This is a genomic window from Mitsuaria sp. GD03876, from assembly GCF_029840635.1.
In the GTDB taxonomy this organism is placed as follows: Bacteria; Pseudomonadota; Gammaproteobacteria; order Burkholderiales; family Burkholderiaceae_C; genus Roseateles.
Genome location: NZ_JAOCCU010000018.1, coordinates 23,897 through 48,648, shown reverse-complemented (window position 1 = coordinate 48,648; position 24,752 = coordinate 23,897). Strand labels below are relative to the sequence as shown.

Here is a 24,752-nt window from a genome sequence, read left to right as displayed (position 1 = left end):
GATTCTTCGAAAGCGTTCAGTGGATGTCGCTGACCCGAAGTGACACGTGATGGATCGCCGGGCCCGGGTTCGGGCTGCTGGGTGACTGATGTGTGTGAACCGGTTCAGGAACTGCCATTCGACAACGGATGCGCCGCGAAGCGCACCGTGAATCGCGCGCCCGGGCCGGCGCCCTCGATCTCCGCCTGGCGGCGCGGCCGCGTGTCGTCGACGGCGATCTCGGCGTCGTGCTGCTGGACGATCTCGCGCACGATCGCCAGGCCCAGGCCCGAGCCGTCGACGTTCGTCCCCAGCGCCCGGTAGAACGGCTGGAAGACCTGCTCGCGCTCCGCCTCCGCGATGCCGGGGCCCGAGTCCTCGACCTGCAGCACGCAGACTTGGCCGAACGGGTCCTCGACCACGCGCACCGTCACCGTGCCGCCGCCTGGCGTGTACAGCAGCGCGTTGTCGACCAGGTTGCGGATCAGCTCCCGGATCAGCAGCGGATGGCCGTGGACCCGCAGCCCCGCCTGGCTTGCCTCCGGTCCTTCGTAGCCGAGGTCCAGCCGCTTCTCCATCGCGCGCGGCACGAAGTCGCGCACCGTCTCGATCGCCAGCACCGCCAGGTTCACCTCGCTGCGGCGCGCGGCGTGCTCCTGGTCCTCGGCGCGCGCCATCGCGAGCAACTGGTTGACCATGTGCGCCGCGCGTTGGCTCGACACCGCGATCTGCTTCAGCGAACGCCGCAGTTCGGCCGGGGAGCTGCGGCCCTCGTCGATCTCGCGCTGCGCCAGCTCGGCCTGCGTGCGCAGCCCCGCCAGCGGCGTCTTGAGCTGGTGCGCGGCATCGGCCAGGAAATGCTTCTGCGCGCGGATCGACTGGTCCAGCCGCTCCAGCAGGTCGTTGATCGCGCGCACCAGCGGGGCGACCTCGTCGGGGATGCGCTGCTCGTCGATCGGGCTGAGGTCGGAGCTGTCGCGCGACCGGATGCGGCGCTGCAGGTCGTTCAGCGGCGCGATGCCGCGTGCCAGCGCCAGCCACACCAGCAGCACCGCCAGCGGCAGGATCACGAACTGCGGCAGGATCACGCCCTTGATGATCTCGTTGGTCAGCCGCGAGCGCTTGCCCAGCGTCTCCGCCACCTGCACCAGCATCATCCGGTCGCCGCCCGCCATCCCCTCGGGCACCACCCACAGGTAGGACACCCGCACCGCCTCGTTGTTCACCTCGTCGAAGCGCCGGTTCACCTCCCACGGCACGATCGGCGGCTCGGCCTCCGGCACCGGGAGCTGCGCGTCGCCGCTGAGCAGCTCGCCACGCAGGCCCAGCACCTGGTAGTAGATGGTGTCGGACTCGTCCGCGCGCAGCAGCGCGGCCGCCTCGGGCGCGAGCGCGTACCGCGAGCGCCCCTTCTTCGGCGTCTCGCCGGGCGCGGGTTCGGTCACGACCTGCAGCCCGAGCCGGCGCGCCATCTCATCGAGCTCGCGGTCGTAAGGCTTGTTGGCGATGCCCTGGGCCACCAGCCAGGTCAGCGCGACGCTGATCGGCCAGATGACCAGCAGCGGAGCGAGCATCCAGTCCAGGATCTCGCCGAACAGCGAGCGATGGCCGGAGGGTTCAGCCGCCATGCCGCGCGCCGCCGCTCATCGGGTCGATGCAAAGGCCGGCGGAGCGATCAACCGGGGATCTTTTCAAGGCAGTAACCCAGGCCGCGCACCGTGGCGATGCGGATCGGGCCCTGCTCGATCTTCTTGCGCAGCCGGTGGATGTAGACCTCGATCGCGTTGTTGCTGACTTCCTCGCCCCATTCGCACAGGCGCTCGACCAGCTGGTCCTTGCTGACGAGCCGCCCGGCGCGCTGCAGCAGGACCTCAAGGAGCGACAGCTCGCGCGCCGACAGCTCCACCATCTGGTCGTTGATGTAGGCGACGCGGCCGGTGGCGTCGAAGGTCAGCGGGCCGTGCCGGATCACGCTCGAGGCCGTGCCCAGCCCGCGGCGCGTCAGCGCGCGCACGCGCGCCTCCAGCTCCTGCAGCGAGAACGGCTTGGCCATGTAGTCGTCGGCGCCCAGGTCCAGGCCCTTGACGCGCTCCTCGATGCTGTCGGCCGCGGTGAGGATCAGCACCGGCACCGCCGACCCCCGCGCGCGCAGCCGGCGCAGCACCTCCAGCCCGTGCAACTTGGGCAGGCCCAGGTCCAGGATCAGCAGGTCGAACTCGTGCGAGGCCAGCGCCGCGTCGGCCTCGCTGCCGCTGCCGACCTGGTCCACCGCGCAGCCCGACGCCCGCAACGAGCGCAGCAGGCCGTCGGCCAGGACTTGGTCGTCTTCGGCGATCAGGATGCGCATGTGTCGTCCCCTCTGGTTATGAAGACATTCTAGGGAGCGGGTCGCCGGCCTTCCCTAGGCGTTTCCGAGCCATGCGGAAGGGGGCGTGGCGCCGCGTCGGGTCAGGCCCGCGACAGGTTCGCGTGGGGTGGCGTCCCACCGATGGTGGAAAAAGGTGGGATTCGCGCGGCTGGCTCATCCAGTGAGCCACCGGCTGCCTAAGATGGCTGCATCGACCGTCACCGGCGCCGCGCAGCGGGCCGGGGCGTTCGACAAAGTACTGTACAGATATACAGATTGCGCCATAATCCGCCGCAGCCCAACAGGAGAAGATTGCATGGACGCCCCCGTGAAGAACGCCAACACCGAAAAAGCCAAGGCCCTGCAGGCCGCCCTCGCCCAGATCGAAAAGCAGTTCGGCAAGGGCTCGATCATGCGGCTGGCCGAAGGCGAGAAGATCGAGGACATCCAGGTCGTCTCCACCGGCTCGCTGGGGCTGGACATCGCGCTGGGCGTCGGCGGCCTGCCCCGCGGCCGCGTCATCGAGATCTACGGCCCCGAGTCGTCGGGCAAGACGACGCTGACGCTGCAGGTCATCGCCCAGATGCAGAAGCTGGACGGCGTCTGCGCCTTCATCGACGCGGAGCACGCGCTGGACGTCCAGTACGCGCAGAAGCTGGGCGTCAACCTGCAGGACCTGCTGATCAGCCAGCCCGACACCGGCGAGCAGGCGCTGGAGATCGTGGACTCGCTGGTGCGCTCGGGCTCGGTGGACCTGATCGTGATCGACTCGGTCGCCGCGCTGACGCCGAAGGCGGAACTCGAAGGCGAGATGGGCGACGCGCTGCCCGGCCTGCAGGCCCGCCTGATGAGCCAGGCGCTGCGCAAGCTGACCGCCACCATCAAGAAGACCAACTGCACCGTTGTCTTCATCAACCAGATCCGAATGAAGATCGGCGTGATGTTCGGTTCGCCCGAGACGACCACCGGCGGCAACGCGCTGAAGTTCTACGCCTCGGTCCGCCTGGACATCCGCCGCATCGGCTCGATCAAGAAGGGCGAGGAAGTCATCGGTTCCGAGACCAAGGTCAAGGTCGTCAAGAACAAGGTCGCGCCCCCGTTCAAGACGGCGGAGTTCGACATCCTTTACGGCGAGGGCATCAGCCGCGAGGGCGAGATCATCGACATGGGCGTGACCGCCAAGATCGTCGACAAGTCCGGCGCCTGGTACGCCTACAGCGGCGAGAAGATCGGCCAGGGCAAGGACAACGCCCGCGAGTTCCTGCGCGAGAACGCGGACCTGGCCGTCGAGATCGAGAACAAGATCCGCGATTCGCTGGGCATCCCGCTGCTGGGCGCCGCGCCCGGCGATGCCGAGTAAACGCGACATCGCCCAGCCGCTGTCGTTGAAGGCGCGGGCGGTGGCCCTGCTCGCGCAACGGGAGCACAGCGCGATGGAGCTGCGGCGCAAGCTGCAGCGCATCGCGCGTGACCGGCGCCTCGCCGAGGCGGACCCGGCGAACGAGCCGTCGATCGACGAGGCGGCCGACGCCGGTGGCCTCGAGGAAGAAGTCGACGCGGTGCTCGTCTGGCTGAAGGCCAACGGCTACCTGGACGAATCACGCTTCGTCGAGTCCCGCATTCATGTGCGCTCGCAGCGCTTCGGCCAGCGGCGCATCGAGCAGGAGCTGGCGCAGCATGGGCTGTCGATGGACGCCGAACAGCGCGCGACGCTCGCCGCCGGGGAGTTGGATCGGGCTTGCGAGCTGCTGAGACGCAAGTTCGGCGAGGAGCCGCCGGCCGACGCGGCCGCCGAAGCGAAGCGGCTGCGCTTCCTCATGGGCCGGGGCTTCGGATCCGAGCTCGCCCGCAAGGCGGTGCGGCAAGTGCGCTGAAACCGTCCGAAACTTCGTGCGCCACGGGCACCTTTCGACCCGCTGACAAGCCCACGCCGGTGCGCGTCTCAACCGCGCCAAGGGCTTGATGCAACGCAGCATGCTACATTTTCGGCTTCGCAAATCTGCCCGCCGGCGTTCGTCCGCGGGCGTGTTTTTGCGTGTTTGCATCGGTTTTTCATGTCTTCCACCGCCTCCCCCGAGCGCCATCCGCCGCATCGTCGTCGACCTGTCGACGCGCGGTCCTATGGCCGCGACGACAGGGTCCTTGTCGCGGCATCCCGGCTGAATCCGGCCCTGCAAACCTCATCTCCACGCCGGCATCGCGGATCGACCGCGGCGTCGGCGGCCTCTTCCTGATTCATCCATCAAGCGAGACCTCCCTATGAAGATTCACGAGTACCAGGGCAAGGAAATCCTGCGCCAGTTCGGCGTGCCGGTGCCGCGCGGCATTCCCGCGTTCACGGTGCAAGAAGCGGTCGAAGCCGCGCAGAAGCTGGGCGGCCCGGTCTGGGTGGTCAAGGCGCAGATCCATGCCGGCGGTCGCGGCAAGGGCGGCGGCGTCAAGCTCGGCAAGAGCCTGGACGACGTGAAGGCGCTGTCCGAGCAGATCCTGGGCATGCAGCTGGTCACGCACCAGACCGGCCCGGCCGGCCAGAAGGTCCGCCGCCTGTACATCGAGGAAGGCGCGGACATCAAGAACGAGCTGTACGTCTCGCTGGTGACCGACCGCGGCACGCAGAAGGTGGCCTTCATCGCCTCCAGCGAAGGCGGCATGGACATCGAGGAAGTCGCCCACTCGACCCCCGAGAAGATCATCACCGAGTACATCGACCCGCTGACCGGCATCACGACCGAGCAGTCGAAGAAGATCGCCGCGGCCATCGGCCTGACCGGCGCCTCGGTGGACCAGGCCGTCGACCTGTTCGCCAAGCTCTACAAGTGCTACATGGACACCGACGCGTCGCTGGTGGAGATCAACCCGCTGAACTGCGACTCCAAGGGCAACCTGATCGCGCTGGACGCCAAGTTCAACTTCGACGCCAACGCGCTGTTCCGTCACCCGGAAATCGTCGCCTACCGCGACCTGGACGAGGAAGACGCGGCTGAGATCGAGGCCTCCAAGTTCGACCTGGCCTACATCTCGCTGGACGGCAACATCGGCTGCCTGGTCAACGGCGCCGGCCTGGCCATGGCCACGATGGACACCATCAAGCTGTTCGGCGGCGAGCCGGCCAACTTCCTGGACGTCGGCGGCGGCGCCACCGCCGAGAAGGTCACCGAGGCCTTCAAGATCATGCTGAAGAACCCCGAGGTGAAGGGCATCCTCGTGAACATCTTCGGCGGCATCATGAAGTGCGACACCATCGCCGAAGGCGTGATCACCGCCTGCAAGGCCGTGAACCTGAGCGTGCCGCTGGTCGTCCGCATGAAGGGCACCAACGAGGAGCTGGGCAAGAAGATGCTGGCCGAGTCCGGCCTGCCCATCATCGCCGCCGACACCATGGCCGAAGCCGCGACCAAGATCGTCGCCGCCGTCAAGTAAGCCGCAGACCCAGCCAAGGAATACGACATGAGCATCTACATCAACAAGGACACCAAGGTCATCACCCAGGGCATCACGGGCAAGACCGGTCAGTTCCACACCCTGGGCTGCCAGGCCTACGCCAACGGCAAGAACGCGTTCGTCGCCGGCGTGAACCCCAAGAAGGCGGGCGAGAAGTTCTCGGACATCCCCATCTACGGCACCGTGAAGGAAGCCGCCGCCCAGACCGGCGCGACCGTGTCGGTGATCTACGTGCCGCCCGCAGGCGCCGCCGCCGCGATCTGGGAAGCCGTCGAGGCCGACCTGGACCTGGCGATCTGCATCACCGAAGGCATCCCGGTCCGGGACATGCTGGAAGTGCGCAACAAGATGAAGGCCAAGGAACTGGCCGGCGGCAAGAAGACGCTGCTGCTGGGCCCGAACTGCCCCGGCCTGATCACGCCCGACGAGATCAAGATCGGCATCATGCCCGGCCACATCCACCGCAAGGGCCGCATCGGCGTGGTCTCGCGCTCCGGCACGCTGACCTATGAAGCGGTGGCGCAGCTGACCGAGATCGGCCTGGGCCAGTCCTCGGCTGTCGGCATCGGTGGCGACCCGATCAACGGCCTGAAGCACATCGACGTGATGAAGGCCTTCAACGACGATCCGGACACCGACGCCGTCATCATGATCGGCGAGATCGGCGGCCCGGACGAGGCCGAAGCGGCCCGCTGGTGCAAGGCCAACATGAAGAAGCCGGTCGTCGGTTTCATCGCGGGCGTCACCGCCCCTCCCGGAAAGCGCATGGGCCACGCCGGCGCGCTGATCTCGGGCGGCGCGGACACCGCCGATGCCAAGCTCGCCATCATGGAAGAGTGCGGCTTCACGGTCACCCGCAACCCGTCGGAAATGGGCAAGCTGCTGAAGGGCCTGCTGTAAGTAGCAGGAAAAACCTGATGCTGGAGACCGTCGCTGCGTAATTTCACGCAAGCGGAACGGCGGGGGCGACGCGGACAATCCGCCGTCACCCCCTCGAACGGATGAAGGGGCCCTCGGGCCCCTTCGCTCGTTCATCCCTCCAACGCTTTAGACTGGGCCTTCCGCGCGAGGCGCCCGGCGCGGGTTCCCTTCCATGGACATGCTCACCAGCCCCGAGTTCTGGCTCGCCGTCGGCCAGATCATCCTGATCGACATCCTGCTGGGTGGCGACAATGCCGTCGTCATCGCGCTCGCCTGCCGCAAGCTGCCGCCGGCCCTTCGCACGAAGGGCATCCTGTGGGGCACCGCCGGCGCGATCGTGCTGCGGGTCGTGCTGATCTTCTTCGCGCTGACGCTGCTCAAGCTGCCGTTCCTGAAGCTGGTCGGCGGCGCGCTGCTGCTGTGGATCGGCATCAAGCTGCTGCTGCCCGAGGCGGACGACGACCATTCCAAGATGGAAGCGAGCGACAAGCTCTGGGGCGCGGTGAAGACCGTCATCATCGCGGACTTCGTGATGAGCCTGGACAACGTCATCGCGATCGCCGGCGCCGCCGAAGGCGCGGGTGGCAGCCACCAGATGCCGCTGGTGATCTTCGGCCTGCTGGTGTCGATTCCCATCATCGTCTGGGGCAGCCAGCTGGTCATCAAGCTGATGGACAAGTTCCCGATCGTGATCACGCTGGGCGCGATGCTGCTGGGCTGGATCGCCGGGACGATGCTGGTCACCGATCCGGCGCTGAACGCCTGGGTGCCGATGCAGCCGGGCGACAAGCCGGGCACGTCCGAAGTCCTGCCGCAGGTCTATTACGCCCTGGGCGTGGGCGGCGCGCTGTTCGTGCTGATCGTCGGCAAGCTGCTGGCCGGCCGCCGGCCGGCCGAGGCCTGACGAAAGGCCCGCCATGTCATGAGCGCCTCCGGCTTCCTGAAACGGCTGCTGGGCCGGGGCGCGTCCGAAGGCGATGGACATGGCTCGCCGGACACCCTGCCGACGACGCAGCCGATGCCGCGTTCGGCGGGTGTCGCGCTCGATGACTACGAGATCGGCGAGGAAGTCGGCCGCGGCGCGATGGCCGTCGTCCATCGCGCCGTCGACCGCCGCAACGGCCAGACCGTGGCGATCAAGCGCCTGGCGCTGCAGCGCGAGTTCGCGCCCGAGGACCTGATCGACGTCCGCGACCGCTTCATGCGCGAGGCCAGCGCGGCACGGCATCTCGATCATCCCGACATCCTGCGGGTGCTCGACGCCGGCGAAAGCGCCGGCGACACCTGGATCGCGATGGAGTACGTCGTCGGCCAGGACCTCAGCCACCACACCCGTCCCGGACAACTGCTTCCGCTGCGGGAGGTGCTGCTGCTCGGCGCGCGTCTGGCGCGGGCGCTGCATTACGCGCATGGCCACGGCGTGGTCCACCGCGATATCAAGCCGGCCAACGTGATGCTGGAGCGCGAGTCCGGCAGCGTGAAGATCATGGATTTCGGCATCGCGCGGGTGGCCGACGGCAGCCGGACGCGGACCGGGCTGGTGCTGGGCACGCCGTCCTACATGTCGCCGGAGCAGCTCGCCGGGCTGCAGGTGGACGGCCGCACCGACCTCTACTCGCTGGGCGCGATGCTGTTCCAGCTGCTGACCGGCCATCTGCCGCATCAGTCCGAGTCGATGGCCACGCTGATGCACCAGATCATGAACCAGCCGGCCCCGGACGTTCGCCGGCTGCGGCCAGAACTCCCCGAATCGCTGGCGATGGTGGTCGCGCTCGCGCTGGAGAAGCGCCCCGAATTGCGTTACCAGCGCGGGGACCCGCTGGCCCAGGATCTGGAGGCCGTGCTGGCCCAGATTCCGGTGGAATTGGCCAATAGCACCGGCGCCACACCCCCCCCACCGGCGGGACAGGCGTTCGAGCAGACTTTGCGGCTACAGTCCCAGGGCGCAGTGCACAATCCTCTTCCCCCAGCCGATCCCGCCAGCAAGACATGACCCTGGAGTTCTTCAGCGCCACCGACACCGGACGCGTGCGCGACAACAATGAAGACTCGGTCGCCCTGGAGCCGGGCGTCGGGCTGGCGGTCCTCGCGGATGGCATGGGCGGCTACAACGCCGGCGAAGTCGCCAGCCAGATGCTGACGGCGTTCATCAAGTCCGAGCTGGGACGCTGGCTGGCCGAGGCCGGCCAGCACGCCACCGACATCGATGTCCGTCGCGCGATGGACATCTGCGTGGACAACGCCAACCGGGCGATCTTCAACGCCGCCAACACGAACCCGCGTTATGCCGGCATGGGGACGACGCTGGTGCTGGCGGTGTTCCGGGAGCAGAGCCTGCTCCTGGGACATGTCGGCGACTCGCGCGCCTACCGCTACCGGGACGGCCAACTGGTGCAGCTCACCCGGGACCATTCGCTGCTGCAGGAACAGATCGACGCCGGCTTGCTGACGCCGGAAGAGGCGGTCTTCAGCAGCAACAAGAACCTCGTGACCCGGGCCGTGGGGGTGGAAGACACGGTGATGCTGGAAGTCCATCAGCACGAGCTGCTGCCCGGCGACCAAGTCCTGCTTTGCAGTGACGGACTGTCCGACATGGTCGATGACGTCAGCGTGGCACAGGTGTTGCAAAGCCACAGTGACCTGCCCGAAGCGGCGCAGGCACTGGTGGACGCGGCCAATGACATGGGCGGCAAGGATAATATTGCGATCGTTCTGGTTCGCGCGGAAAGTCGCACCAAGCCATGGGCGTGGTGGCCATTCAGTCGTAACAATGGGCGCCGCTGAGGCGGCCCGCTACAAATAAGACAGGACTCGAGGTCAAGCATGGGCAAGCTGGTGGTGTCGCTCGACGGCGTGGTGATCAAGGAAGTGCAGATCACCAAGGACAAGACCACGCTCGGTCGTCGGCCGTACAACGACATCGTCATCGACAACCTCGCCGTCAGCGGCGAGCACGCGGTGTTGCAGATGGTCGGTGCGGATGTGTTCATCGAGGACTTGAACTCGACCAACGGCACGTACATCAACGGCAAGGCGATCAAGAAGCAGCTACTCTCGCACAGCGACGTGATCGAGGTCGGCAAGTACAAGATCAAGTACCTGGTCGAGGACAACGCCGACTACGAAAAGACGATGATCCTGCGCCCCGGCACCGCGCCGAGCAGCGGATTCGGGCTGCCGTCGTCGTTCGGCGGCCTGGGCCCGGCGCCGGTGTCGACCGCGCCGGCCGCGATCAAGGTGCTGAACGGCCCGGCGGCTGGCCGCGAGGTCACGCTGACCAAGGTCGTGACGACCGTCGGCAAGCCCGGCGTGCAGGTCGCTTCGATCACCAAGCGTCCCAGCGGCTACGTGTTCGCGCACGTCGAGGGCGGCGCCCGACCGGTGGTCAATGGCGCGCCGCTGACCGCCGAATCCGTCCCGCTGAAGAACGGCGACGTGATCGAGCTGGCGGGCACGCAGATGCAGTTCGTGCAGGCCTGACAGGCCGATTCCTGTATCGAGATGCTTCCGCGCTGTCGGGCGATCACCTACGCGCGTGCAGGTTTTCACGGCATCCCGGCGGGGTCGCGTAAGCGACGGCAATAAGTCGGCGAATCGAGGATTCGGCGCTTAGCGGCGGGCGAGGGTGGCTCTACAGTTCCTCGCATGAAGATTCGCGTGCTCGGTTGCGCCGGCGCCCTGGCGGCCGGCTACAGGACCACCTCCTTCCTGCTGGACGACGATGTGCTCATCGACGCCGGCAGCGGCGTGGCCGAGCTCACCGTCGAGGCGATGGCCAAGGTCGATCACATCCTGGTCACGCATTCCCATCTCGATCATGTGCTGGCCATCGGCCTGCTGGCCGACACCGTGCAGCGCCGCCGCGCGCAAGCGGGCCGGCCGCCGGTTCGCGTCCACGCGCTGCCCGAGACGCTGCAGGCGCTGCGCGCCCATGTCTTCAACGGCGTGATCTGGCCCGATTTCACCCGGCTGCCCTCGCCGGAACGTCCCGCGCTGACCTTCCACGAGTTCGCCGTCGGCGACCGGCTGGACCTCGGCGGCCGCCGGATCGAGGTGCTCAGCGCCGCCCACACGGTGCCGGCGGTCGGATTCGCCGTCGACGCCGGCGAGTCGGGCCACTGGGTCTTCACCGGCGACACCGGCCCCAATCCCGCGCTCTGGCAGCGCCTGTCGGAGATCAAGGTCGCTCACCTGATCATCGAATGCGCGTTCGGCGACGACGAATGCGGCCTGGCCGGCATCAGCAAGCACCTGTGCCCGACGACGCTGCGCGAGGAGCTCGCCAAGCTCGGCGGCGCGATCGACGTGCACATCACCCACATCAAGCCGGGCGAGCGCGCGGCGGTGATGGATGCGGTGATGGGCTTGCAGACCACGCACCGGCTGTCCGCGTTGGAGAACTTCCAGGAGTTCGCGCTGGGTTGACGCTGTTACAAATACCCCTGACACCGCCCGCGCCGGACCCCGCCGCGGGCGGTGTCGCTTCTGCGGGCCGGCACGGAAAGAGGACGGTTGGAAGTGGGGCGACAAACCTTGTCAGCGACAACGCGGGTGACAAATTTCGGCAGGTCGACTGACAAAAAGCGTCACTCGGTGTTGGCCGTCGGGCGGCCGGACGTGAAGTCATTCACGGATCCGGGAAGGAAAGTGGCTGGCACGGCCCCTGCGTTCAATGGGTCGTCTCTACCCCACTTCCTCTCTCAGGAGTTTTTTCATGAAGCGCGTTCAACAAGGTTTCACCCTGATCGAACTGATGATCGTCGTGGCGATCATCGGCATCCTGGCTGCCGTGGCCCTGCCGGCCTACTCGGACTACATCAAGAAGACGAAGGTCGCTGAAGTGATGGCCGCCGCCACCCAGCCGAAGGCCCAGATCCAGGAGTACTACACGGTCAAGGCCGCGATCCCGGACGTGAGCCAGATCAAGGTCGACATCCTGAAGAGCCAGTACGTCTCGAAGGTTGAATACGCCGGCGGCGCCACCGCTGTCGTGACCTCGACCGCCAAGGGCATCGGCGACTCGCTGATCGACGGCAAGACGATCATCCTGACCGGCACCCCGACCGCCGGTGGCGAATCGCTGGACTGGGTCTGCACGGCCACCGTCGACAAGAAGTTTGTCGCCGCCAGCTGCAAGTAATCGATCCTTCCAAGGATGAACAACGGGGCTTCGGCCCCGTTTGTCATTTCCGGCGCGCCACAATCGATTCTTCATCATCCCCGTCCAGCCCATGACGCCCACGCTTCGCGGACGCCTCAAGGCGTCCCTGCTCCACTTCACGTTCACGCTGGTCGTGGCCGCCTCCGTGGCGGCCATCGTGTTCCTGCTCTGGTACCCGTGGCCGTACAGCGAGGTGTCCGGCGGCGCGACGTTGTTCCTGCTGATCGTCGGCGTCGACGTCGTGCTGGGACCGCTGATCACGCTGGTGGTCTTCGACGTCACCAAGCGCAAGGCCGAACTGTGGCGGGACATGGTCGTCGTGGTCGCGCTGCAGCTGGCAGGCCTGGCCTACGGCACGCACACGATGTTCGTCGCGCGGCCCGTGGTGCTCGCGCTCGAGGGCGAACGCTTCCGCGTCGCGATCGCGGCGGATGTCGTCGAGGCGGAGCTTCCGAAGGCGCCCGAAGGCTTGCGAAGTCTCTCCCTCACCGGCCCCAAGCTGGTCGGGACCCGCGACGCGCGGGGCGACGAGACCTTCGATGCCGTCATGGCCGCCATGGGCGGCGCCGACCTGGGACAGCGGCCGAGCTTCTGGCGCCTCTGGGATGAGCCGTCCCGCGCCGCGGCGCGCAAGGCCGGCAAGCCGGTGGCCGAGTTGCTGGCGAAACACCCGGCGCAGGCGGACGATCTCCGCGCCGCCGTCGCCAAGACCGGCAAGCCGATCGAGCAACTGATCTATATCCCCATGCTCGCCAAGCGCAACGACTGGTCGGTGCTGCTCGACAAGACGAGCGGCGACCCGGCCGGCTTCGCGCCGGTGGACGGCTTCTGATCCTCACCCGCGAGCGGTCGCTCGCGGCGCGCGGTCCGGCGGGCGTTAGAGTCACGCCCTGTCCTCACGACCCGGACCGTTCATGACGCTCGCCGCGACGGCGCCCGCCGCCGAATTCCCCGACACGTTCCCCGCGCCGCATCGCCAGTGGCTCACGCTGGCCGGCCTGCTGATCGGCGTGACGCTCGCGCCGCTGATCGCCTACAACCAGACGCCGTCGGCCACCCTCTACAACCAGCTGGCCGCATTCGCCGGTTTGGGTCTCCTCGTCGCCGGCCTGGCCTGGAGCCGCACGCTGCGCGTCGTGTCGCTCGCCGACCGCCTGGATGGCGTCTCGCTGGCGCTGCTGCTGATGACGGCCGTCGCGCTCATGGCGCCGACGCTGAACGGCCTGCCCTGGTCGATGGCGCTGACCAGCGCGGCGATGCTGCTCGGCGCGCTGCTCGCGGTGCAGGTCGGACGCGCGGTCACCCCGGCGCAGCGCGACGACCTGATCACGGTCTTCTGCGTCGCGCTGACCGCCGCCGGCGCGCTGAGCGTGATCGTCTGCTTCGTGCAGATGTTCTTCCCCTCGCTGGCCGACGGCACCTTCATCGCGCGATCGGGTGTGGTCGGCAGCGCCGTGGGCAACATGCGCCAGCCCAATCACCTGGCCAGCCTGCTGATGTGGGCCTGCGTCGCCTCGGTCTGGCTCGCCCAAGGCGGATGGCTGGCCCGGCGGCTGGGCGGCGAGCGCCGCGGCCTCGTCGCGCTGTACGTGCTGCTGTTCCTCTTCGTGTTCTGCGTGCTGCTCAGCGGCTCGCGCACCGGCTGGATCGGCGTCGCGCTGCTGGTGGTCTGGGGCGTCGTCGATCGGCGGCTCGCGCCGCGCGTACGCTTCGCGCTGGTGTCGACGGCGGTGATGTTCGCGGTCGGCTGGGGGCTTCTCGACCTGTACAGCGCGCTCGGCCAGCATGCGTTCCGCGCGCAATCGCGCATTTCCGACGAAGGCGCGGGATCGCCGTCCCGCTGGGCCATCCTCCGGAATGCCGCCGCGCTGCTGACGCAGTACCCGCTGACGGGATCGGGATGGGGAGACTTCAACCTCGCCTGGACGCTGACGCCGTTTCCGGACCGCCCGGTCGCCTTCTTCGATCACACCCACAACATGGAGATGCAGCTGCTCGTCGAGATGGGCCTGCCGCTGGGGTTGCTGACGCTGGGGCTGCTCGCGCGGGGGCTGTGGCAGGGACTCGCGCGCGCGGTCCGCTGCGGCCCTGCCGCGCATTGCGCCGGCATGCTCGTCGTGATGATCGGCTTGCACAGCCAGCTCGAGTACCCGCTTTGGTATGCCTACTTCCTGCTGCCCGCGGCGTTGGCGTTCGGCCTGTGCCTCGCGGAGGCGGCACCCGCCGCGACATCGAGCGCGGCCTCCGGCCCCGCTGACGCGATGCCGGCCGGCCAGCGTCGTCCGCTGGTGGCGGCACTCGGCCTGGCGGTCGCGGCGGCCGTGCCGCTGGTGATCGTCGACTACCTGCGCATCGTGCACATCTATGCGCCGCCGGCTGGCGCGGTCTCGCTGGACGACCGCATCGCCGCGGGACAGCGGTCGCCGTTGTTCGCGCTGCAGGCCGACTACGCCGAAGCGACCGTGCAGCCGCCCGGTCCCGTGGCGCTGGAGGCCGCGCGCCGCACCGGCCATCACCTGATCGACACCCGGCTGCTGATGGCCTGGGCGAAGTCGCTCCACGCGGTCGGCGAGACCGACAAGGCGCGCTACCTGGTCGAGCGGCTGCGCGAGTTCCACAACGCCGCCAGCGAGGAGTGGCTGGCGGAATGCGACGAGGTCGCCGAACTCGGCGCCGCGGCCAAGCCGTTCCAGTGCGAGCCGCCGCAGCGCGCGTACAGCTTCCGGGAGCTGCGCTGACGGCCGGCGGCTAGCGGGCGTCGTCGACCAGCTGCTGCCAGCTGATGGTCCGGCCGATGTTGCGCTGGATCAACCGATCCCGATGCATCGGCGCCAGGACGGCGGTGAGGTCGTAGACATCGCTGCGCTCCTCCTGATATCCGATGCTCGCGGCGCCCAACAGCGTGGGCACGAGGTCGGCGTGCATCAACGGGGCTTCCCGATTCGCCGCCAGCCGGCGCCAGGCCCGTGCATTCGCCTGGCGCCAGGCATCGTTGGCCCAGAAGACCGCCGGCACGTGGACATCCCATCGCGTCGGCTCGCGCATCGCATGGCCGAAGAGCTCGCGATGATCGTCGAGCAGCGCCTCCGCATGGTCCGAGGTGTAGATCAGGAAGACCCGCCCCGGGAGGCGGTTCAGCTTGTCGATCAGGCCGTCCAGGAAGCCCATCGTGTCGGCGACCGCGTTGCCATACGCATGCTTCCAGTCCTGCAGGTTCGCCGGCGTAGGCAGGTCGTTGAGGCGGTCGCAGGTGTCGGGGAACGGATGCGGCGCCTGGCGCGAGAACCGCGTGCAGTAGGGCGAATGCACGTCGTACGAATGCAGCACGATGGCGCGCCGCTCCTGGCCGTCGGCCAGGATGGCGTCGACGCGACCGTCGAGCATCTGGCCGTTGCGGCCGGCCGCGCCGACATAGGCCTGCTCCTGGGCATCGGGCCAGCCCAGCGTCGGATTGTGCATGCTGAGCCAGTAGGTGCGGAACCCCAGTTCCTGGAACGCCTTCTGGAAGGTGGCATCGGACGGCACGCGCTGCGTCACGCCGGGCATCTCGCGCGAGATCAGCAATGGCACCGACGTGTGCGTGCCGTCGGAGCCGGAGGTCACGTCGCACGCGACCAGGACGTTCGCGCGCAGGCGCGGCATCGGTGCCGGGGCGCCGCATTCCCGCAGGCCATCGGCGCGCACGCTCTCGCCGATCACGAAGACGTAGGTCTCAGGGCCCGTCGGCGCGCCGATGCGGAACGGCTGCCACGAGGCGTCCGGCGGTCGTGGATTGCTCAGCGAATTGTTGGGGAACAGCAGGTTGTCGATCGTGCGCGATCCGGCGCTGCTGGCGATGGTCACGGCCACCGCGTTCAACGGCCAGGCGCGCAGCCAGAGCAGCCCCGGCACCCACAGGCCCAGGGCGAGGCCGCCGGCCACGAGCAGTCCCATCGCCTGGCGCCGGGGCATGACCGAGTGGTCCACGCGCACGCACTGGCGAGCCCATAGCGCGAGTCCGACCGCCAGCGCCACCGCGCCGATCAGGTACGGTCCCAGCGCGTTGTCCATCTGCCCAAAGTTGTAGATGCGGATCATCAGCGCCAACTCGAGCACGTCCACCCGGCGCAGCGAGGCGGCGGCGATGGCGACGATGCCGAACCACTGGAACGGCAGGCTGCCCCAGTAGTAGGCGCGTGCCGGCAGCACCAGCCGGGCACCGAGGATCAGCCAGGTGGAGACGGCGACCAGGGTGAAGGGCGCGAAGTCCCATTCATTGATCGCGCTGAAGACGGTGAGGGCCGGCGCCGCGAGCAGCAGCATCCAGCCCAAGGGCAGGAGACGTTTCATCAGGAAGGAAGCACAAGGAACTGATATCGCGAGCCCAGCCCGCGATCACAGCTCCGCGACCCACTCGCCCGATTTCCCGCCGCGTTTATCCAACACTCTGATCTGTTCGAGGACCATTCCCCGATCAGCGGCCTTGCACATGTCGTAGACGGTGAGCAGGCCGATCTGCACGGCGGTCAGCGCCTCCATCTCGACGCCGGTGCGGCCATGCGTCTCGACCTGCGCGGTGCAGACCACCGCGTTCGCGGCTTCGTCGATCGCGAACTCCACCGCGACGCGCGTGATCGGCAGCGGATGGCACAGCGGGATCAGGTCCGCGGTCCGCTTCGCGCCCTGGATCGCGGCGATGCGCGCCACGCCGATGACATCGCCCTTCTTCGCGTGTCCATCCCGGATCAGCGCGAGGGTCTCCGGTTTCATCCGGATACGTCCCGCCGCGCGCGCCACGCGGTGCGTGACATCCTTGCCGGAGACGTCCACCATGTGGGCTTGTCCGTCGGCGTCAAAATGGGTCAGAGGCGAGCTCATGGGCGCGGCAACAATCGCGAAACCGTAGAGGCGTCATCATAGTTCTGGTCCCCGGAGATCCCTTGAAGCGACTGAACCCCCCTTCCCTGAGCAAGCGCTGCCTGGCCGCGCTGCTCAGCACCGCGTTGATCGGCCAGGGCGCCCTCGCACAGGTGAACCTGCCCGCGCTGGGCGACTCGGTGTCGGCCGAGGTCAGCATCGGCGCCGAGAAGAAGCTCGGCGACCAGGTCATGCGGCAGATCCGCGTCGATCCGGACTACATCGACGACCCGCTGCTGCTCGAGTACGTGCAGAACACCTGGCAGCCGCTGGTCGACGCGGCGCGCCGCCTGGGCAACATCAGCGACGACACCAACGACCGCTTCGCCTGGGAAGCCTTCCTGGTGCGCGACAAGTCGGTCAACGCGTTCGCGCTGCCGGGCGGCTATGTCGGCGTGCACCTGGGCCTGGTCGCGATGACGGGCGCGCGCGACGAGCTCGCCTCGGTGCTCGGGCACGAGCTCTCGCACGTCACGCAGCGGCACATCGCGCGCAGCATCGTCGGCGACGCCCGCACCAGCCTGCTGGCCACGGCGGGCCTGCTGATCGGCATCCTGGCCGCGGCCAAGAGCCGCAGCATGGATGGCGCGCAGGCGGCGATCGTCGGCAGCCAGGCCGCGGCCGCGCAGGCGCAGCTGAACTTCTCGCGCGACATGGAACGCGAGGCCGACCGCGTCGGCTTCCAGGTCATGACGCAGGCCGGCTACCAAGGCGCCGGCATGGCCAGCATGTTCGAGCGCATGGAGCAGGCCTATCACCTGATGGATTCGGGCGCCTACCCCTACCTGCGCAGCCACCCGCTGACCAGCGAGCGGATCGGCGAGGCCCGCGCCCGGCTGGGCACCGCCGGCGCGGGCAAGCTGGTCGGCACCTCGGAGCATGTGTTGATGGCCGCGCGCTCGCGGGTGCTGATGGACCAGCGCACCGATCCGTGGCGCGTGCTGCAGGGCCTGGACGCGGGCTCGCGCCAGACGCAGAACATCGACCAGCTCGCGGCGCGCTACACGAGCGCACTGGCCTCGATCAAGCTGCGCGATTTCTCGCGCGCCGAGGCCTCGCTCAAGACGGCCGATGCGTTGGCCGGGCTGCTCGGCGCGGACGCCGGCGCCAAGCGGCTGCTGGTCTACGCGCGCGCGGAACTGGAGCTCGCCCGCGCGAAGCCGGAAGCCGGCTTCGCGGCGCTGGACGCGCTCAAGGACGAGCGCTCGCGCCCGATGCTGATGATCCGCGCCGACCTGGCGCAGGTGGACCCGCGTCCGGAGGTGAAGCGCGAGGCCGCGGAGGCCTTGCAGACCCACCTCGCCCTGCATGCGCAGGACGCGCTGGCCTGGCAGGAAAGCGGGACGCTGTGGCAGCAGCTGGGCCAGCCGCTGCGTTCGCTGCGGGCGCAAGGCGAGGCGCGCGCGGCGCTGGGCGACATCACCGGGGCGATCGACCGGCTCGCGTCGGCCGAGCGCCAGGGCCGGGCCAAGACGGCCGACCAGTTCGAGGCGTCCGTGATCGACGCGCGCCTGCGCGAATTGCGCTACGAGCGCCGGCAGCTGCTCGCGGAGATGTACCCGCGCGGCGTGCCGCCGGGCGCGGAGCCATGAACGCGTGACGGCAGCAGAAAGGCCGCTCCTCGGAGCGGCCTTTTCTTATTCGGCGTCGGGGAAGAGGCGCTCGATCAGCACGTCGATGGCCATGCCGCACAGCGAATAGATCAGCGAGCCGATCAGCGCGGCGCCGAAGCCCGCGACGGTGAAGCCATCCAGCACCGTGGCCGTCGCCCAGAACAGCAGCGCGTTGATGACGAAGAGGAACAGGCCCAGCGTCAGCAGCGTCACCGGCAGCGTCAGCAGCACCAGCACCGGCCGCAGGATGGTGTTGAACAGGCCCAGCACGAAGGCCGCGATGAGCGCGGTGACGAAGCCCTTCACCTGGACGCCGGGGTAGAGGTGCGCCACCAGCAGCAGGGCCGCGGCCAGCAGCATCCAACGGGTCAGCGTTTTCATCCGCTCAGCATAGCGGCACTCGTCATCAGAAAAATTCGAACTTGAAGTCGGCGAACTGAAAGATAATCCGAAGCTTCCGAAAGGGGAGTAGCCGCGCGGCGCCGCCGCGGCAGAAGCCCGTCAAGACGTTGCCCCACAGGCAGCCGGGCCCTGCACCTGACTCCGGACTTGCGAGGTCCCCCCGACCCCGCCCGCCGTGTCAGCCTTGCAAGACCTTTCGTTCGCACCGCGCCGTCCGGCGCGTTGTCGTTGAACCCCGGGATGGCGCAAGCTGGCCGTCCGACTCTTGCAAGGAGCGCAAATGAGCACGATCGTGCCCACCTGGTTGTGGGTGGTTTTCGTCGGCATCGTCGTGGTGTCGCTGATCCTGGACTTCGTCGTCCTGCGCAAGCAGGGCGCGCACGATGTCGGCGTCAAGGAGGCGATCAACTGGTCGCTGGTCTGGGTGGCGCTGAGCGTGGCCTTCATGGGCCTGCTGTGGTGGGCCGTCAAGGACGGCACCGGCAGCACCGACCTGGCCAACACCAAGGCGCTCGAGTTCATCACCGGCTATCTCATCGAGAAATCGCTGGCGGTCGACAACATCTTTGTCTTCCTGATGATCTTCACCTACTTCGCGGTGCCCTCGGCCTACCAGAAGCGGGTGCTGATGATGGGCATCATCGGCGCCATCGTGCTGCGCACGGTGATGATCCTGGTGGGCGGCTGGCTGATCGCGCAGTTCCACTGGATCCTCTACCTGTTCGGCGCCTTCCTGCTGATCACCGGCATCAAGATGTGGTGGGCGGCCGGCCAGGAGCCCGACCTCGAGGACAACCCCGCGCTGAAGCTGCTGCGCAAGGTGCTGCCGGTCAGCAAGAACTTCGACGGCGAACGCTTCTTCACGATGGAGAACGGCAAGCGCATCGCCACGCCGATGTTGCTGGTGATCGCGCTGGTGGGCATGACCGACGTGATCTTCGCGGTGGACTCGATCCCGGCGATCTTCGCGATCACCAGCGACCCGTTCATCGTGCTGAGCTCCAACATCTTCGCGATCCTGGGCCTGCGCGCGATGTACTTCCTGCTGGCGGCGATGGCGTCCAAGTTCCACCTGCTCAGCTACGGCCTGGCGGTGGTGCTGGTGTTCATCGGCGCCAAGATGATGCTGATCGACGTGATCAAGATCCCGGTGCTGCTGTCGCTGGGCGTGGTGGTGGCGATCCTGGCCATCACGATGGTCTGGAGCCTCAAGACCGCGCCCAAGCTGCCGGAACGCCGCTCGGACGAGCCGCCCAAGACGGTCGGCTGACGGCCGGCTGACCCGCCCGGGCCGGCCGGCCCGGCGCGCGGTCCCCATTCCCCCAAACCCGCGTGACGCGTGAGCGTCCCGCGGGTTTTTGCTTTACCGGGCGGAAACATGGGCGTCGCGCGTTCGCCACGCGGAATGCCCTGCGGTGCAGCATTTCTTTGACACATATAAATGAGAATGCTTAGCATTTGCGGCCTTTGAGTCCTACCGGCCTCAATCACCCACCACCGCCAGCCAGTCGCGAATCCAGGGAGGGGGCCCGTCACCGTGCGCCGTGAAGCGTCGGGACGACGCCGCCACGCGCAGCCAGCCGAGCCAGAACCCTCAGAAGAACTTCCCCCTCGGAGCTCGATTCCATGTCCCGCTACATCAAGAGCCGCAAGCATGCGGTGGCCCCGCTGGCTGCCCTGGCCGCCTCCCTGACCCTGCCGCTGGCGCACGCCGCCGAAGCCCCCGCCCCGGCCGACGCGTCCACGTCGGCCGCGTCCGCCTCCGGCGCGCCCTACCTGCCGCAGGTCAAGATCGACGGCACCGCGCAGGCCCCCTACAAGGCCGACAAGAGCGCCTCGTCCAAGCTGACCCAGCCGCTGCTGGAAACGCCCAAGACGATCTCGGTGATCAAGAAGGAAGTGCTGCGCGAGCAGGGCGCGGTCTCGCTGATCGAGGCGCTGCAGAACACCCCGGGCATCACGATGCAGCTGGGCGAGAACGGCAACACCTCCGCCGGCGACACCTTCCAGATGCGCGGCTTCAGCGCCAGCACCTCGACCTTCGTCGACGGCATCCGCGACCTGGGCGCGGTCACGCGCGACGTGTTCAACATCGAGCAGATCGAAGTGGTGAAGGGCCCGGCGGGCGCCGACACCGGCCGCGCCGCCAGCGCCGGCTACATCAACCTGATCACCAAGCTGCCGCAGCTGGACAACTCGATCGACGGCACCGTCACCGTCGGCACCGCGAGCCGCAAGCGCGCCTCGGTCGACGTCAACCAGCGCATCCTCGACAACAGCGCCGTGCGCCTGAACGCGGTGTGGCAGGACTACGGCGTCCCGGGCCGCGACGAGGTCAAGCGCAAGAACTACGGCATCGCGCCGTCGATCGCATTCGGCCTGAACACGCCGACCCGCTTCTTCCTGTACTCGCAGCACCTGCGCCAGAACAACCGCCCGGACGGCGGCATCCCGACGATCGGCTGGCCCGGCTACACGGCCGTGACCTCGGCCACCGTCACGCCGGCGCAGGCCGCCGCGCTGATGGCCGCGCCCAAGATCGACAGCAAGAATTTCTACGGCAGCGTCCACGACTACGAGGACGTGAAGGCGGACATGGTCTCCGCCAAGCTCGAGATGGACATCGGCAACCAGATGACGGTGCGCAACATCTCCCGCTACGGCCGCACCTACATGGACCGCATGGTCACCGGCATCAACGCGATCGTCGCGGTGAACCCGGCCGACCAGAACACGTGGACCATCAGCCGCTCGCGCCAGCGCGTCAACCAGACCAACGAGATCCTGGCCAACCAGACCAGCGTCAACGCCACGCTGGCCACCGGCGGCATCAAGCATGACCTGTCCACCGGCATCGAGCTGATGTACGAGAGCCAGGACAACCGCGGCTACACCGCCGTGATCCCGGCCGGCACCAACGTCGCCAACCTGTACCACCCGAACCCCAACGTCGACCTGGGCGGCTCCACCCGCAACCCGGCCGCCGACACCTCGGGCAGCACGACCACCGCCGCGATCTACGCGCTGGACACGATCTCCGTGACCGATGCGCTGAAGCTCACCGCCGGCCTGCGCACCGAGCACTACAAGGTCAAGTACAGCAGCGCCACCACCGGCGCGCTGGACACCGCCAAGTGGGTCACCAGCTGGAACCTCGCCGCGCTGTACAAGCTCGCCGACAACGCCACCGTCTACGCCGCCGCCGCGAACTCGCTGACCCCGCCGGGCGGCGCGAACTCGACGCTGGCCGCCTCGGGCCAGAACGGCACCTCCGCCGAAGCGCAGGAGACCAAGAACTACGAGATCGGCACGAAGTGGGACCTGCTCAACAAGAAGCTGAACCTGACCGCCGCGCTGTACCGCAGCGAGAACGACGGCCAGGTCTCGGTGGACGCGGTGACCAACGTCGCCACGCAGAGCGGCAAGACCCGCGTGCAGGGCATCGAGCTGGCGGCCGTGGGCCAGATCACCAACTTCTGGCAGATCACCGCCGGCTTCCAGACGATGGACGCCAAGGCGCTGAGCCAGCGCAGCGTCAACGCGACGACCGGCGTGCAGACCGTCACGGACGGCGTGCGCTGGACGCCGAAGTGGTCCGCCACGCTGTGGAACTCGTACCAGTGGGGTGACTTCACCATCGGCGGCGGCGTGCGCCACACCGCCGAGCAGAAGCGCGTGATCACCGTGGCCGCCACGCCGTCCAACGGCCTGTCGACGCTGCCGTCGTACACCGTGGTCGACGTGATGGGCGCCTACCGCGTCAACAAGAACCTCACGCTGCAGCTCAACGTCACCAACCTGTTCGACAAGGAATACATGTCCTCGCTGAACAACGGCGGCAGCCGCCTGGTGCTGGGCGCTCCGCGTGCCGCGACCCTGATGGCCAACATCGGTTTCTGACCGGTTTGAGGTAGCGTACGGCCGGCCCGTCCCCGTCCTAGCGGGGACGGGCCGTCGTCCGTCCCGGCCTCCTGAACTGATTCGATCCGGACATGCTTCTTCACATCCCCGAAGTGCTTTCCAAGCAGGACGTGCGCGAGATGCGCCGCCTGCTCGACGCCGCCGACTGGACCGACGGCCGCGCCACCGTGGGCGAGCAGGGCGCGAAGGTCAAGCACAACCGCCAGCTGCCGGTGGACCATCCGGCGGCGCTGGAGATTGGCGCGCACATCCGCCAGGTGCTGGCGCGCCATCCGCTGTTCATCAGCGCCGCGCTGCCGCTGCGCACGCTGGCGCCGCTGTTCAACCGCTACGAGGGCGGCGAGCAGTACGGCTTCCACGTCGACGGCGCGATCATGCGCCAGCACGGCAGCGACCAGCCGCTGCGCAGCGACGTGTCCTCGACGCTGTTCCTGTGCGAGCCCGACGAGTACGACGGCGGCGAGCTCGAGGTCGTCGACACCTACGGCACCCACGAGGTCAAGCTGCCGGCCGGCGACCTGATCGTCTACGCCAGCACCAGCCTGCATCGCGTGATGCCGGTGACGCGCGGCGCGCGGGTGTGCTCGTTCTTCTGGACGCAGAGCCTGATCCGACAGGACGCGCAACGCGCGATGCTGTTCGAGCTCGACCAGACCATCCAGAAGCTGCGCGGCCGGCTCGGCGACGACGCCGAGACCACCGCCCTCACCGGCCACTATCACAACCTGCTGCGGCTCTGGGCCGAGACATGAGCGCGGCGCCCCACACCGGCGGCGACGCCGCCAGGAAGCCGGCGCAGCGCGCGGCCTGGCTCAAGCAGCTGCACCAGTGGCACTGGATCAGCTCGGCGATCTGCCTGATCGGGATGATCCTGTTCGCCGTCACCGGCATCACGCTGAACCACGCGGCCAGCATCGAGGCCACGCCCGCGATCGTCAGCAAGACCGCGCAGCTGCCCGAGGCGCTCGCCGCATCGCTGAAGCCGGCCGCCGGCAGCGAGGCCGACCGCAAGGCGGCCGTGCCCGCGCCGGTGCGCGCGTGGCTGGCCCAGGCGCTCGATCGCCCGGTCGACGGCCGCGACGCCGAATGGACCCGCGACGAGATCTACCTGGCGCTGCCGCGCCCGGGCGGCGACGCCTGGATCCGCATCGCCCGCGACAGCGGCGAGGTCGAGTACGAGGACACCGACCGCGGCTGGATCTCCTACCTGAACGACCTGCACAAGGGCCGCAACGCCGGCACGGCCTGGAGCTGGTTCATCGACGTCTTCGCCGCGGCCTGCCTGGTGTTCTCGATCACCGGGCTGCTGATCCTGAAGTTCCATGCCGTCGCCCGGCCCAGCACCTGGCCGCTGGTCGGGCTGGGCCTGGTGATCCCCGCGCTGCTGGCGCTGCTGCTGATCCATTGACCCGCACCGGAGGCCGGCGCCGCGACGGCGCGCCCGGCCGCCTCGTTTCCTTGCCGTCCCCTTCGCGTTCCGAGCCGCCGCCAGGATCCTCCCGACCCCCAACCGAGACTTCGTCCATGAATCGCTCCGCAAGTCGTCCCCTTCTCCAGCTCGGTGCCCTGGGCACGCTGGGTCTCCTGGCCACGGGTTCGTCCGCCTGGGCCGCTTCCGTGCAGCTCAAGCTCGAACTGCCGCGCCTGAACGTGGCCGAGTACCACCGCCCCTACGTCGCCGTCTGGGTCGAGAAGACCGGCGAATCCGGTCCCGCCGTCGCGCAGCTGGCGGTCTGGTACGACATCAAGAAGCAGAACAACGCCGGCACCAAGTGGGTGAAGGACATGCGCCAGTGGTGGCGCCAGGGCGGCCGCGCGATGACGCTGCCGGCCGACGGCGTGAGCGCCGCGACGCGCGCCCCCGGCGAGCACGCGATCGCGCTGGACACCAGCGCCGCGCTGGCCGCGCTGCCCCCGGGCCAGTACGACATCGTCGTCGAGTCCAGCCGCGAGGCCGGCGGCCGCGAGGTGCAGCGCCTGCCGCTGACCTGGCCGGTCAAGGCGAGCGCCACCGTCAAGGCGCAGGGCGAGCACGAGCTCGGCGCGCTGGAACTGAGCGTCAAGCCCTGAG

23 protein-coding genes are annotated in these 24,752 nt (G+C 68.3%); 18 read left to right on the top strand and 5 right to left on the bottom strand.

Annotated elements, in window-relative coordinates:
* Positions 1-104 precede the first annotated feature (104 nt).
* Both N5D62_RS13415 and N5D62_RS13410 read right to left on the bottom strand, forming a co-directional pair.
* Positions 105-1,607 (bottom strand): sensor histidine kinase, encoded by a 1,503-nt coding sequence (locus tag N5D62_RS13415; protein WP_279758324.1) that lies wholly within the window; start codon positions 1,605-1,607, stop codon positions 105-107.
* Between the two features lie 47 nt (positions 1,608-1,654).
* Positions 1,655-2,326: a response regulator transcription factor gene (locus N5D62_RS13410; RefSeq protein WP_099860675.1), complete on the bottom strand. Its 672-nt coding sequence runs from the start codon at positions 2,324-2,326 to the stop codon at positions 1,655-1,657.
* 316 nt (positions 2,327-2,642) lie between these two features.
* Between N5D62_RS13410 and recA the strand changes: the two genes are divergently transcribed.
* The 12 genes from recA to N5D62_RS13350 all read left to right on the top strand — a co-directional run bounded on the left by recA (position 2,643) and on the right by N5D62_RS13350 (position 14,587).
* Positions 2,643-3,686, top strand: a complete 1,044-nt coding sequence (gene recA, locus N5D62_RS13405) for a recombinase RecA (protein WP_279758322.1) — start codon at positions 2,643-2,645, stop codon at positions 3,684-3,686.
* 40 nt (positions 3,687-3,726) lie between these two features.
* Positions 3,727-4,200, top strand: a complete 474-nt coding sequence (locus N5D62_RS13400) for a regulatory protein RecX (RefSeq protein WP_279758321.1) — start codon at positions 3,727-3,729, stop codon at positions 4,198-4,200.
* 385 nt (positions 4,201-4,585) lie between these two features.
* Positions 4,586-5,746 carry an ADP-forming succinate--CoA ligase subunit beta gene (sucC, locus tag N5D62_RS13395; RefSeq protein ID WP_279758320.1) on the top strand — a complete coding sequence of 387 codons (1,161 nt, stop codon included), beginning with the start codon at positions 4,586-4,588 and terminating at the stop codon, positions 5,744-5,746.
* A gap of 27 nt (positions 5,747-5,773) precedes the next feature.
* A complete protein-coding gene (sucD, locus tag N5D62_RS13390) occupies positions 5,774-6,667 on the top strand; it encodes a succinate--CoA ligase subunit alpha (protein WP_091730292.1) in 894 nt (297 codons plus the stop codon).
* 193 nt (positions 6,668-6,860) lie between these two features.
* Positions 6,861-7,592 (top strand): TerC family protein, encoded by a 732-nt coding sequence (locus N5D62_RS13385; protein WP_279758319.1) that lies wholly within the window; start codon positions 6,861-6,863, stop codon positions 7,590-7,592.
* Positions 7,593-7,610: 18 nt separating this feature from the next.
* Positions 7,611-8,681 (top strand): serine/threonine-protein kinase, encoded by a 1,071-nt coding sequence (locus tag N5D62_RS13380; RefSeq protein WP_279758318.1) that lies wholly within the window; start codon positions 7,611-7,613, stop codon positions 8,679-8,681.
* Positions 8,678-9,472, top strand: a complete 795-nt coding sequence (locus N5D62_RS13375; protein WP_279758317.1) for a Stp1/IreP family PP2C-type Ser/Thr phosphatase — start codon at positions 8,678-8,680, stop codon at positions 9,470-9,472. Before N5D62_RS13380 ends, N5D62_RS13375 begins: the two co-directional genes overlap by 4 nt.
* 39 nt (positions 9,473-9,511) lie before the next feature.
* Positions 9,512-10,168, top strand: a complete 657-nt coding sequence (locus N5D62_RS13370) for an FHA domain-containing protein (protein ID WP_279758316.1) — start codon at positions 9,512-9,514, stop codon at positions 10,166-10,168.
* Between the two features lie 165 nt (positions 10,169-10,333).
* The gene (locus tag N5D62_RS13365; RefSeq protein WP_279758315.1) at positions 10,334-11,113 is read left to right on the top strand and encodes a 3',5'-cyclic-nucleotide phosphodiesterase; all 780 of its coding nucleotides are present in this window, start codon (positions 10,334-10,336) and stop codon (positions 11,111-11,113) included.
* Between the two features lie 289 nt (positions 11,114-11,402).
* On the top strand, positions 11,403-11,828 hold the full coding sequence (locus N5D62_RS13360) for a pilin (protein WP_279758314.1): 426 nt from the start codon (positions 11,403-11,405) through the stop codon (positions 11,826-11,828).
* A gap of 91 nt (positions 11,829-11,919) precedes the next feature.
* Positions 11,920-12,681, top strand: a complete 762-nt coding sequence (gene tfpZ, locus N5D62_RS13355) for a TfpX/TfpZ family type IV pilin accessory protein (protein WP_279758313.1) — start codon at positions 11,920-11,922, stop codon at positions 12,679-12,681.
* Positions 12,682-12,763: 82 nt separating this feature from the next.
* Positions 12,764-14,587: an O-antigen ligase family protein gene (locus tag N5D62_RS13350; protein ID WP_279758312.1), complete on the top strand. Its 1,824-nt coding sequence runs from the start codon at positions 12,764-12,766 to the stop codon at positions 14,585-14,587.
* Between the two features lie 10 nt (positions 14,588-14,597).
* Here the strand turns inward: N5D62_RS13350 and N5D62_RS13345 are convergent, their stop codons facing one another.
* Both N5D62_RS13345 and moaC read right to left on the bottom strand, forming a co-directional pair.
* Positions 14,598-16,178: a sulfatase-like hydrolase/transferase gene (locus N5D62_RS13345; RefSeq protein ID WP_279758311.1), complete on the bottom strand. Its 1,581-nt coding sequence runs from the start codon at positions 16,176-16,178 to the stop codon at positions 14,598-14,600.
* A 45-nt stretch (positions 16,179-16,223) separates the two neighbouring features.
* A complete protein-coding gene (gene moaC, locus N5D62_RS13340) occupies positions 16,224-16,706 on the bottom strand; it encodes a cyclic pyranopterin monophosphate synthase MoaC (protein WP_279758310.1) in 483 nt (160 codons plus the stop codon).
* Positions 16,707-16,768: 62 nt separating this feature from the next.
* Here moaC and N5D62_RS13335 point away from each other — a divergent pair, with 62 nt between their 5' ends.
* Positions 16,769-18,337, top strand: coding sequence for a M48 family metalloprotease (locus N5D62_RS13335; protein WP_279758309.1), 1,569 nt, complete (start codon positions 16,769-16,771; stop codon positions 18,335-18,337).
* 45 nt (positions 18,338-18,382) lie between these two features.
* Here N5D62_RS13335 and N5D62_RS13330 read toward each other — a convergent pair whose 3' ends face one another.
* On the bottom strand, positions 18,383-18,739 hold the full coding sequence (locus tag N5D62_RS13330) for a phage holin family protein (protein ID WP_279758308.1): 357 nt from the start codon (positions 18,737-18,739) through the stop codon (positions 18,383-18,385).
* A gap of 301 nt (positions 18,740-19,040) precedes the next feature.
* Here N5D62_RS13330 and N5D62_RS13325 point away from each other — a divergent pair, with 301 nt between their 5' ends.
* The 5 genes from N5D62_RS13325 (at position 19,041) to N5D62_RS13305 (ending at position 24,751) form a co-directional block, all read left to right on the top strand.
* Complete coding sequence (locus N5D62_RS13325) at positions 19,041-20,030, top strand: TerC family protein (protein WP_279758307.1); 990 nt, start codon at positions 19,041-19,043, stop codon at positions 20,028-20,030.
* A 356-nt stretch (positions 20,031-20,386) separates the two neighbouring features.
* Positions 20,387-22,660: a catecholate siderophore receptor Fiu gene (locus tag N5D62_RS13320; RefSeq protein WP_279758306.1), complete on the top strand. Its 2,274-nt coding sequence runs from the start codon at positions 20,387-20,389 to the stop codon at positions 22,658-22,660.
* 92 nt (positions 22,661-22,752) lie between these two features.
* Positions 22,753-23,433, top strand: coding sequence for a Fe2+-dependent dioxygenase (locus tag N5D62_RS13315; RefSeq protein ID WP_279758305.1), 681 nt, complete (start codon positions 22,753-22,755; stop codon positions 23,431-23,433).
* The gene (locus N5D62_RS13310) at positions 23,430-24,089 is read left to right on the top strand and encodes a PepSY-associated TM helix domain-containing protein (RefSeq protein ID WP_279758304.1); all 660 of its coding nucleotides are present in this window, start codon (positions 23,430-23,432) and stop codon (positions 24,087-24,089) included. Before N5D62_RS13315 ends, N5D62_RS13310 begins: the two co-directional genes overlap by 4 nt.
* Before the next feature lie 116 nt (positions 24,090-24,205).
* Positions 24,206-24,751, top strand: a complete 546-nt coding sequence (locus tag N5D62_RS13305) for a DUF2271 domain-containing protein (protein ID WP_279758303.1) — start codon at positions 24,206-24,208, stop codon at positions 24,749-24,751.
* Position 24,752: the final 1 nt, after the last annotated feature.

What these genes read in the sequence shown, in the direction of transcription:
- tfpZ (WP_279758313.1), top strand. Translation starts at nt 11,920, where the DNA reads ATGACGCCCACGCTTCGCGGACGCCTCAAGGCGTCCCTGCTCCACTTC.
- sucC (WP_279758320.1), top strand. Translation starts at nt 4,586, where the DNA reads ATGAAGATTCACGAGTACCAGGGCAAGGAAATCCTGCGCCAGTTCGGC.
- N5D62_RS13410 (WP_099860675.1), bottom strand. Translation starts at nt 2,326, where the DNA reads ATGCGCATCCTGATCGCCGAAGACGACCAAGTCCTGGCCGACGGCCTG.
- N5D62_RS13415 (WP_279758324.1), bottom strand. Translation starts at nt 1,607, where the DNA reads ATGGCGGCTGAACCCTCCGGCCATCGCTCGCTGTTCGGCGAGATCCTG.
- N5D62_RS13320 (WP_279758306.1), top strand. Translation starts at nt 20,387, where the DNA reads ATGTCCCGCTACATCAAGAGCCGCAAGCATGCGGTGGCCCCGCTGGCT.
- N5D62_RS13385 (WP_279758319.1), top strand. Translation starts at nt 6,861, where the DNA reads ATGGACATGCTCACCAGCCCCGAGTTCTGGCTCGCCGTCGGCCAGATC.
- N5D62_RS13350 (WP_279758312.1), top strand. Translation starts at nt 12,764, where the DNA reads ATGACGCTCGCCGCGACGGCGCCCGCCGCCGAATTCCCCGACACGTTC.
- N5D62_RS13315 (WP_279758305.1), top strand. Translation starts at nt 22,753, where the DNA reads ATGCTTCTTCACATCCCCGAAGTGCTTTCCAAGCAGGACGTGCGCGAG.
- N5D62_RS13325 (WP_279758307.1), top strand. Translation starts at nt 19,041, where the DNA reads ATGAGCACGATCGTGCCCACCTGGTTGTGGGTGGTTTTCGTCGGCATC.
- N5D62_RS13365 (WP_279758315.1), top strand. Translation starts at nt 10,334, where the DNA reads ATGAAGATTCGCGTGCTCGGTTGCGCCGGCGCCCTGGCGGCCGGCTAC.
- N5D62_RS13370 (WP_279758316.1), top strand. Translation starts at nt 9,512, where the DNA reads ATGGGCAAGCTGGTGGTGTCGCTCGACGGCGTGGTGATCAAGGAAGTG.
- recA (WP_279758322.1), top strand. Translation starts at nt 2,643, where the DNA reads ATGGACGCCCCCGTGAAGAACGCCAACACCGAAAAAGCCAAGGCCCTG.
- moaC (WP_279758310.1), bottom strand. Translation starts at nt 16,706, where the DNA reads ATGAGCTCGCCTCTGACCCATTTTGACGCCGACGGACAAGCCCACATG.
- N5D62_RS13305 (WP_279758303.1), top strand. Translation starts at nt 24,206, where the DNA reads ATGAATCGCTCCGCAAGTCGTCCCCTTCTCCAGCTCGGTGCCCTGGGC.
- N5D62_RS13310 (WP_279758304.1), top strand. Translation starts at nt 23,430, where the DNA reads ATGAGCGCGGCGCCCCACACCGGCGGCGACGCCGCCAGGAAGCCGGCG.
- sucD (WP_091730292.1), top strand. Translation starts at nt 5,774, where the DNA reads ATGAGCATCTACATCAACAAGGACACCAAGGTCATCACCCAGGGCATC.
- N5D62_RS13375 (WP_279758317.1), top strand. Translation starts at nt 8,678, where the DNA reads ATGACCCTGGAGTTCTTCAGCGCCACCGACACCGGACGCGTGCGCGAC.
- N5D62_RS13330 (WP_279758308.1), bottom strand. Translation starts at nt 18,739, where the DNA reads ATGAAAACGCTGACCCGTTGGATGCTGCTGGCCGCGGCCCTGCTGCTG.
- N5D62_RS13360 (WP_279758314.1), top strand. Translation starts at nt 11,403, where the DNA reads ATGAAGCGCGTTCAACAAGGTTTCACCCTGATCGAACTGATGATCGTC.
- N5D62_RS13345 (WP_279758311.1), bottom strand. Translation starts at nt 16,178, where the DNA reads ATGAAACGTCTCCTGCCCTTGGGCTGGATGCTGCTGCTCGCGGCGCCG.
- N5D62_RS13380 (WP_279758318.1), top strand. Translation starts at nt 7,611, where the DNA reads ATGAGCGCCTCCGGCTTCCTGAAACGGCTGCTGGGCCGGGGCGCGTCC.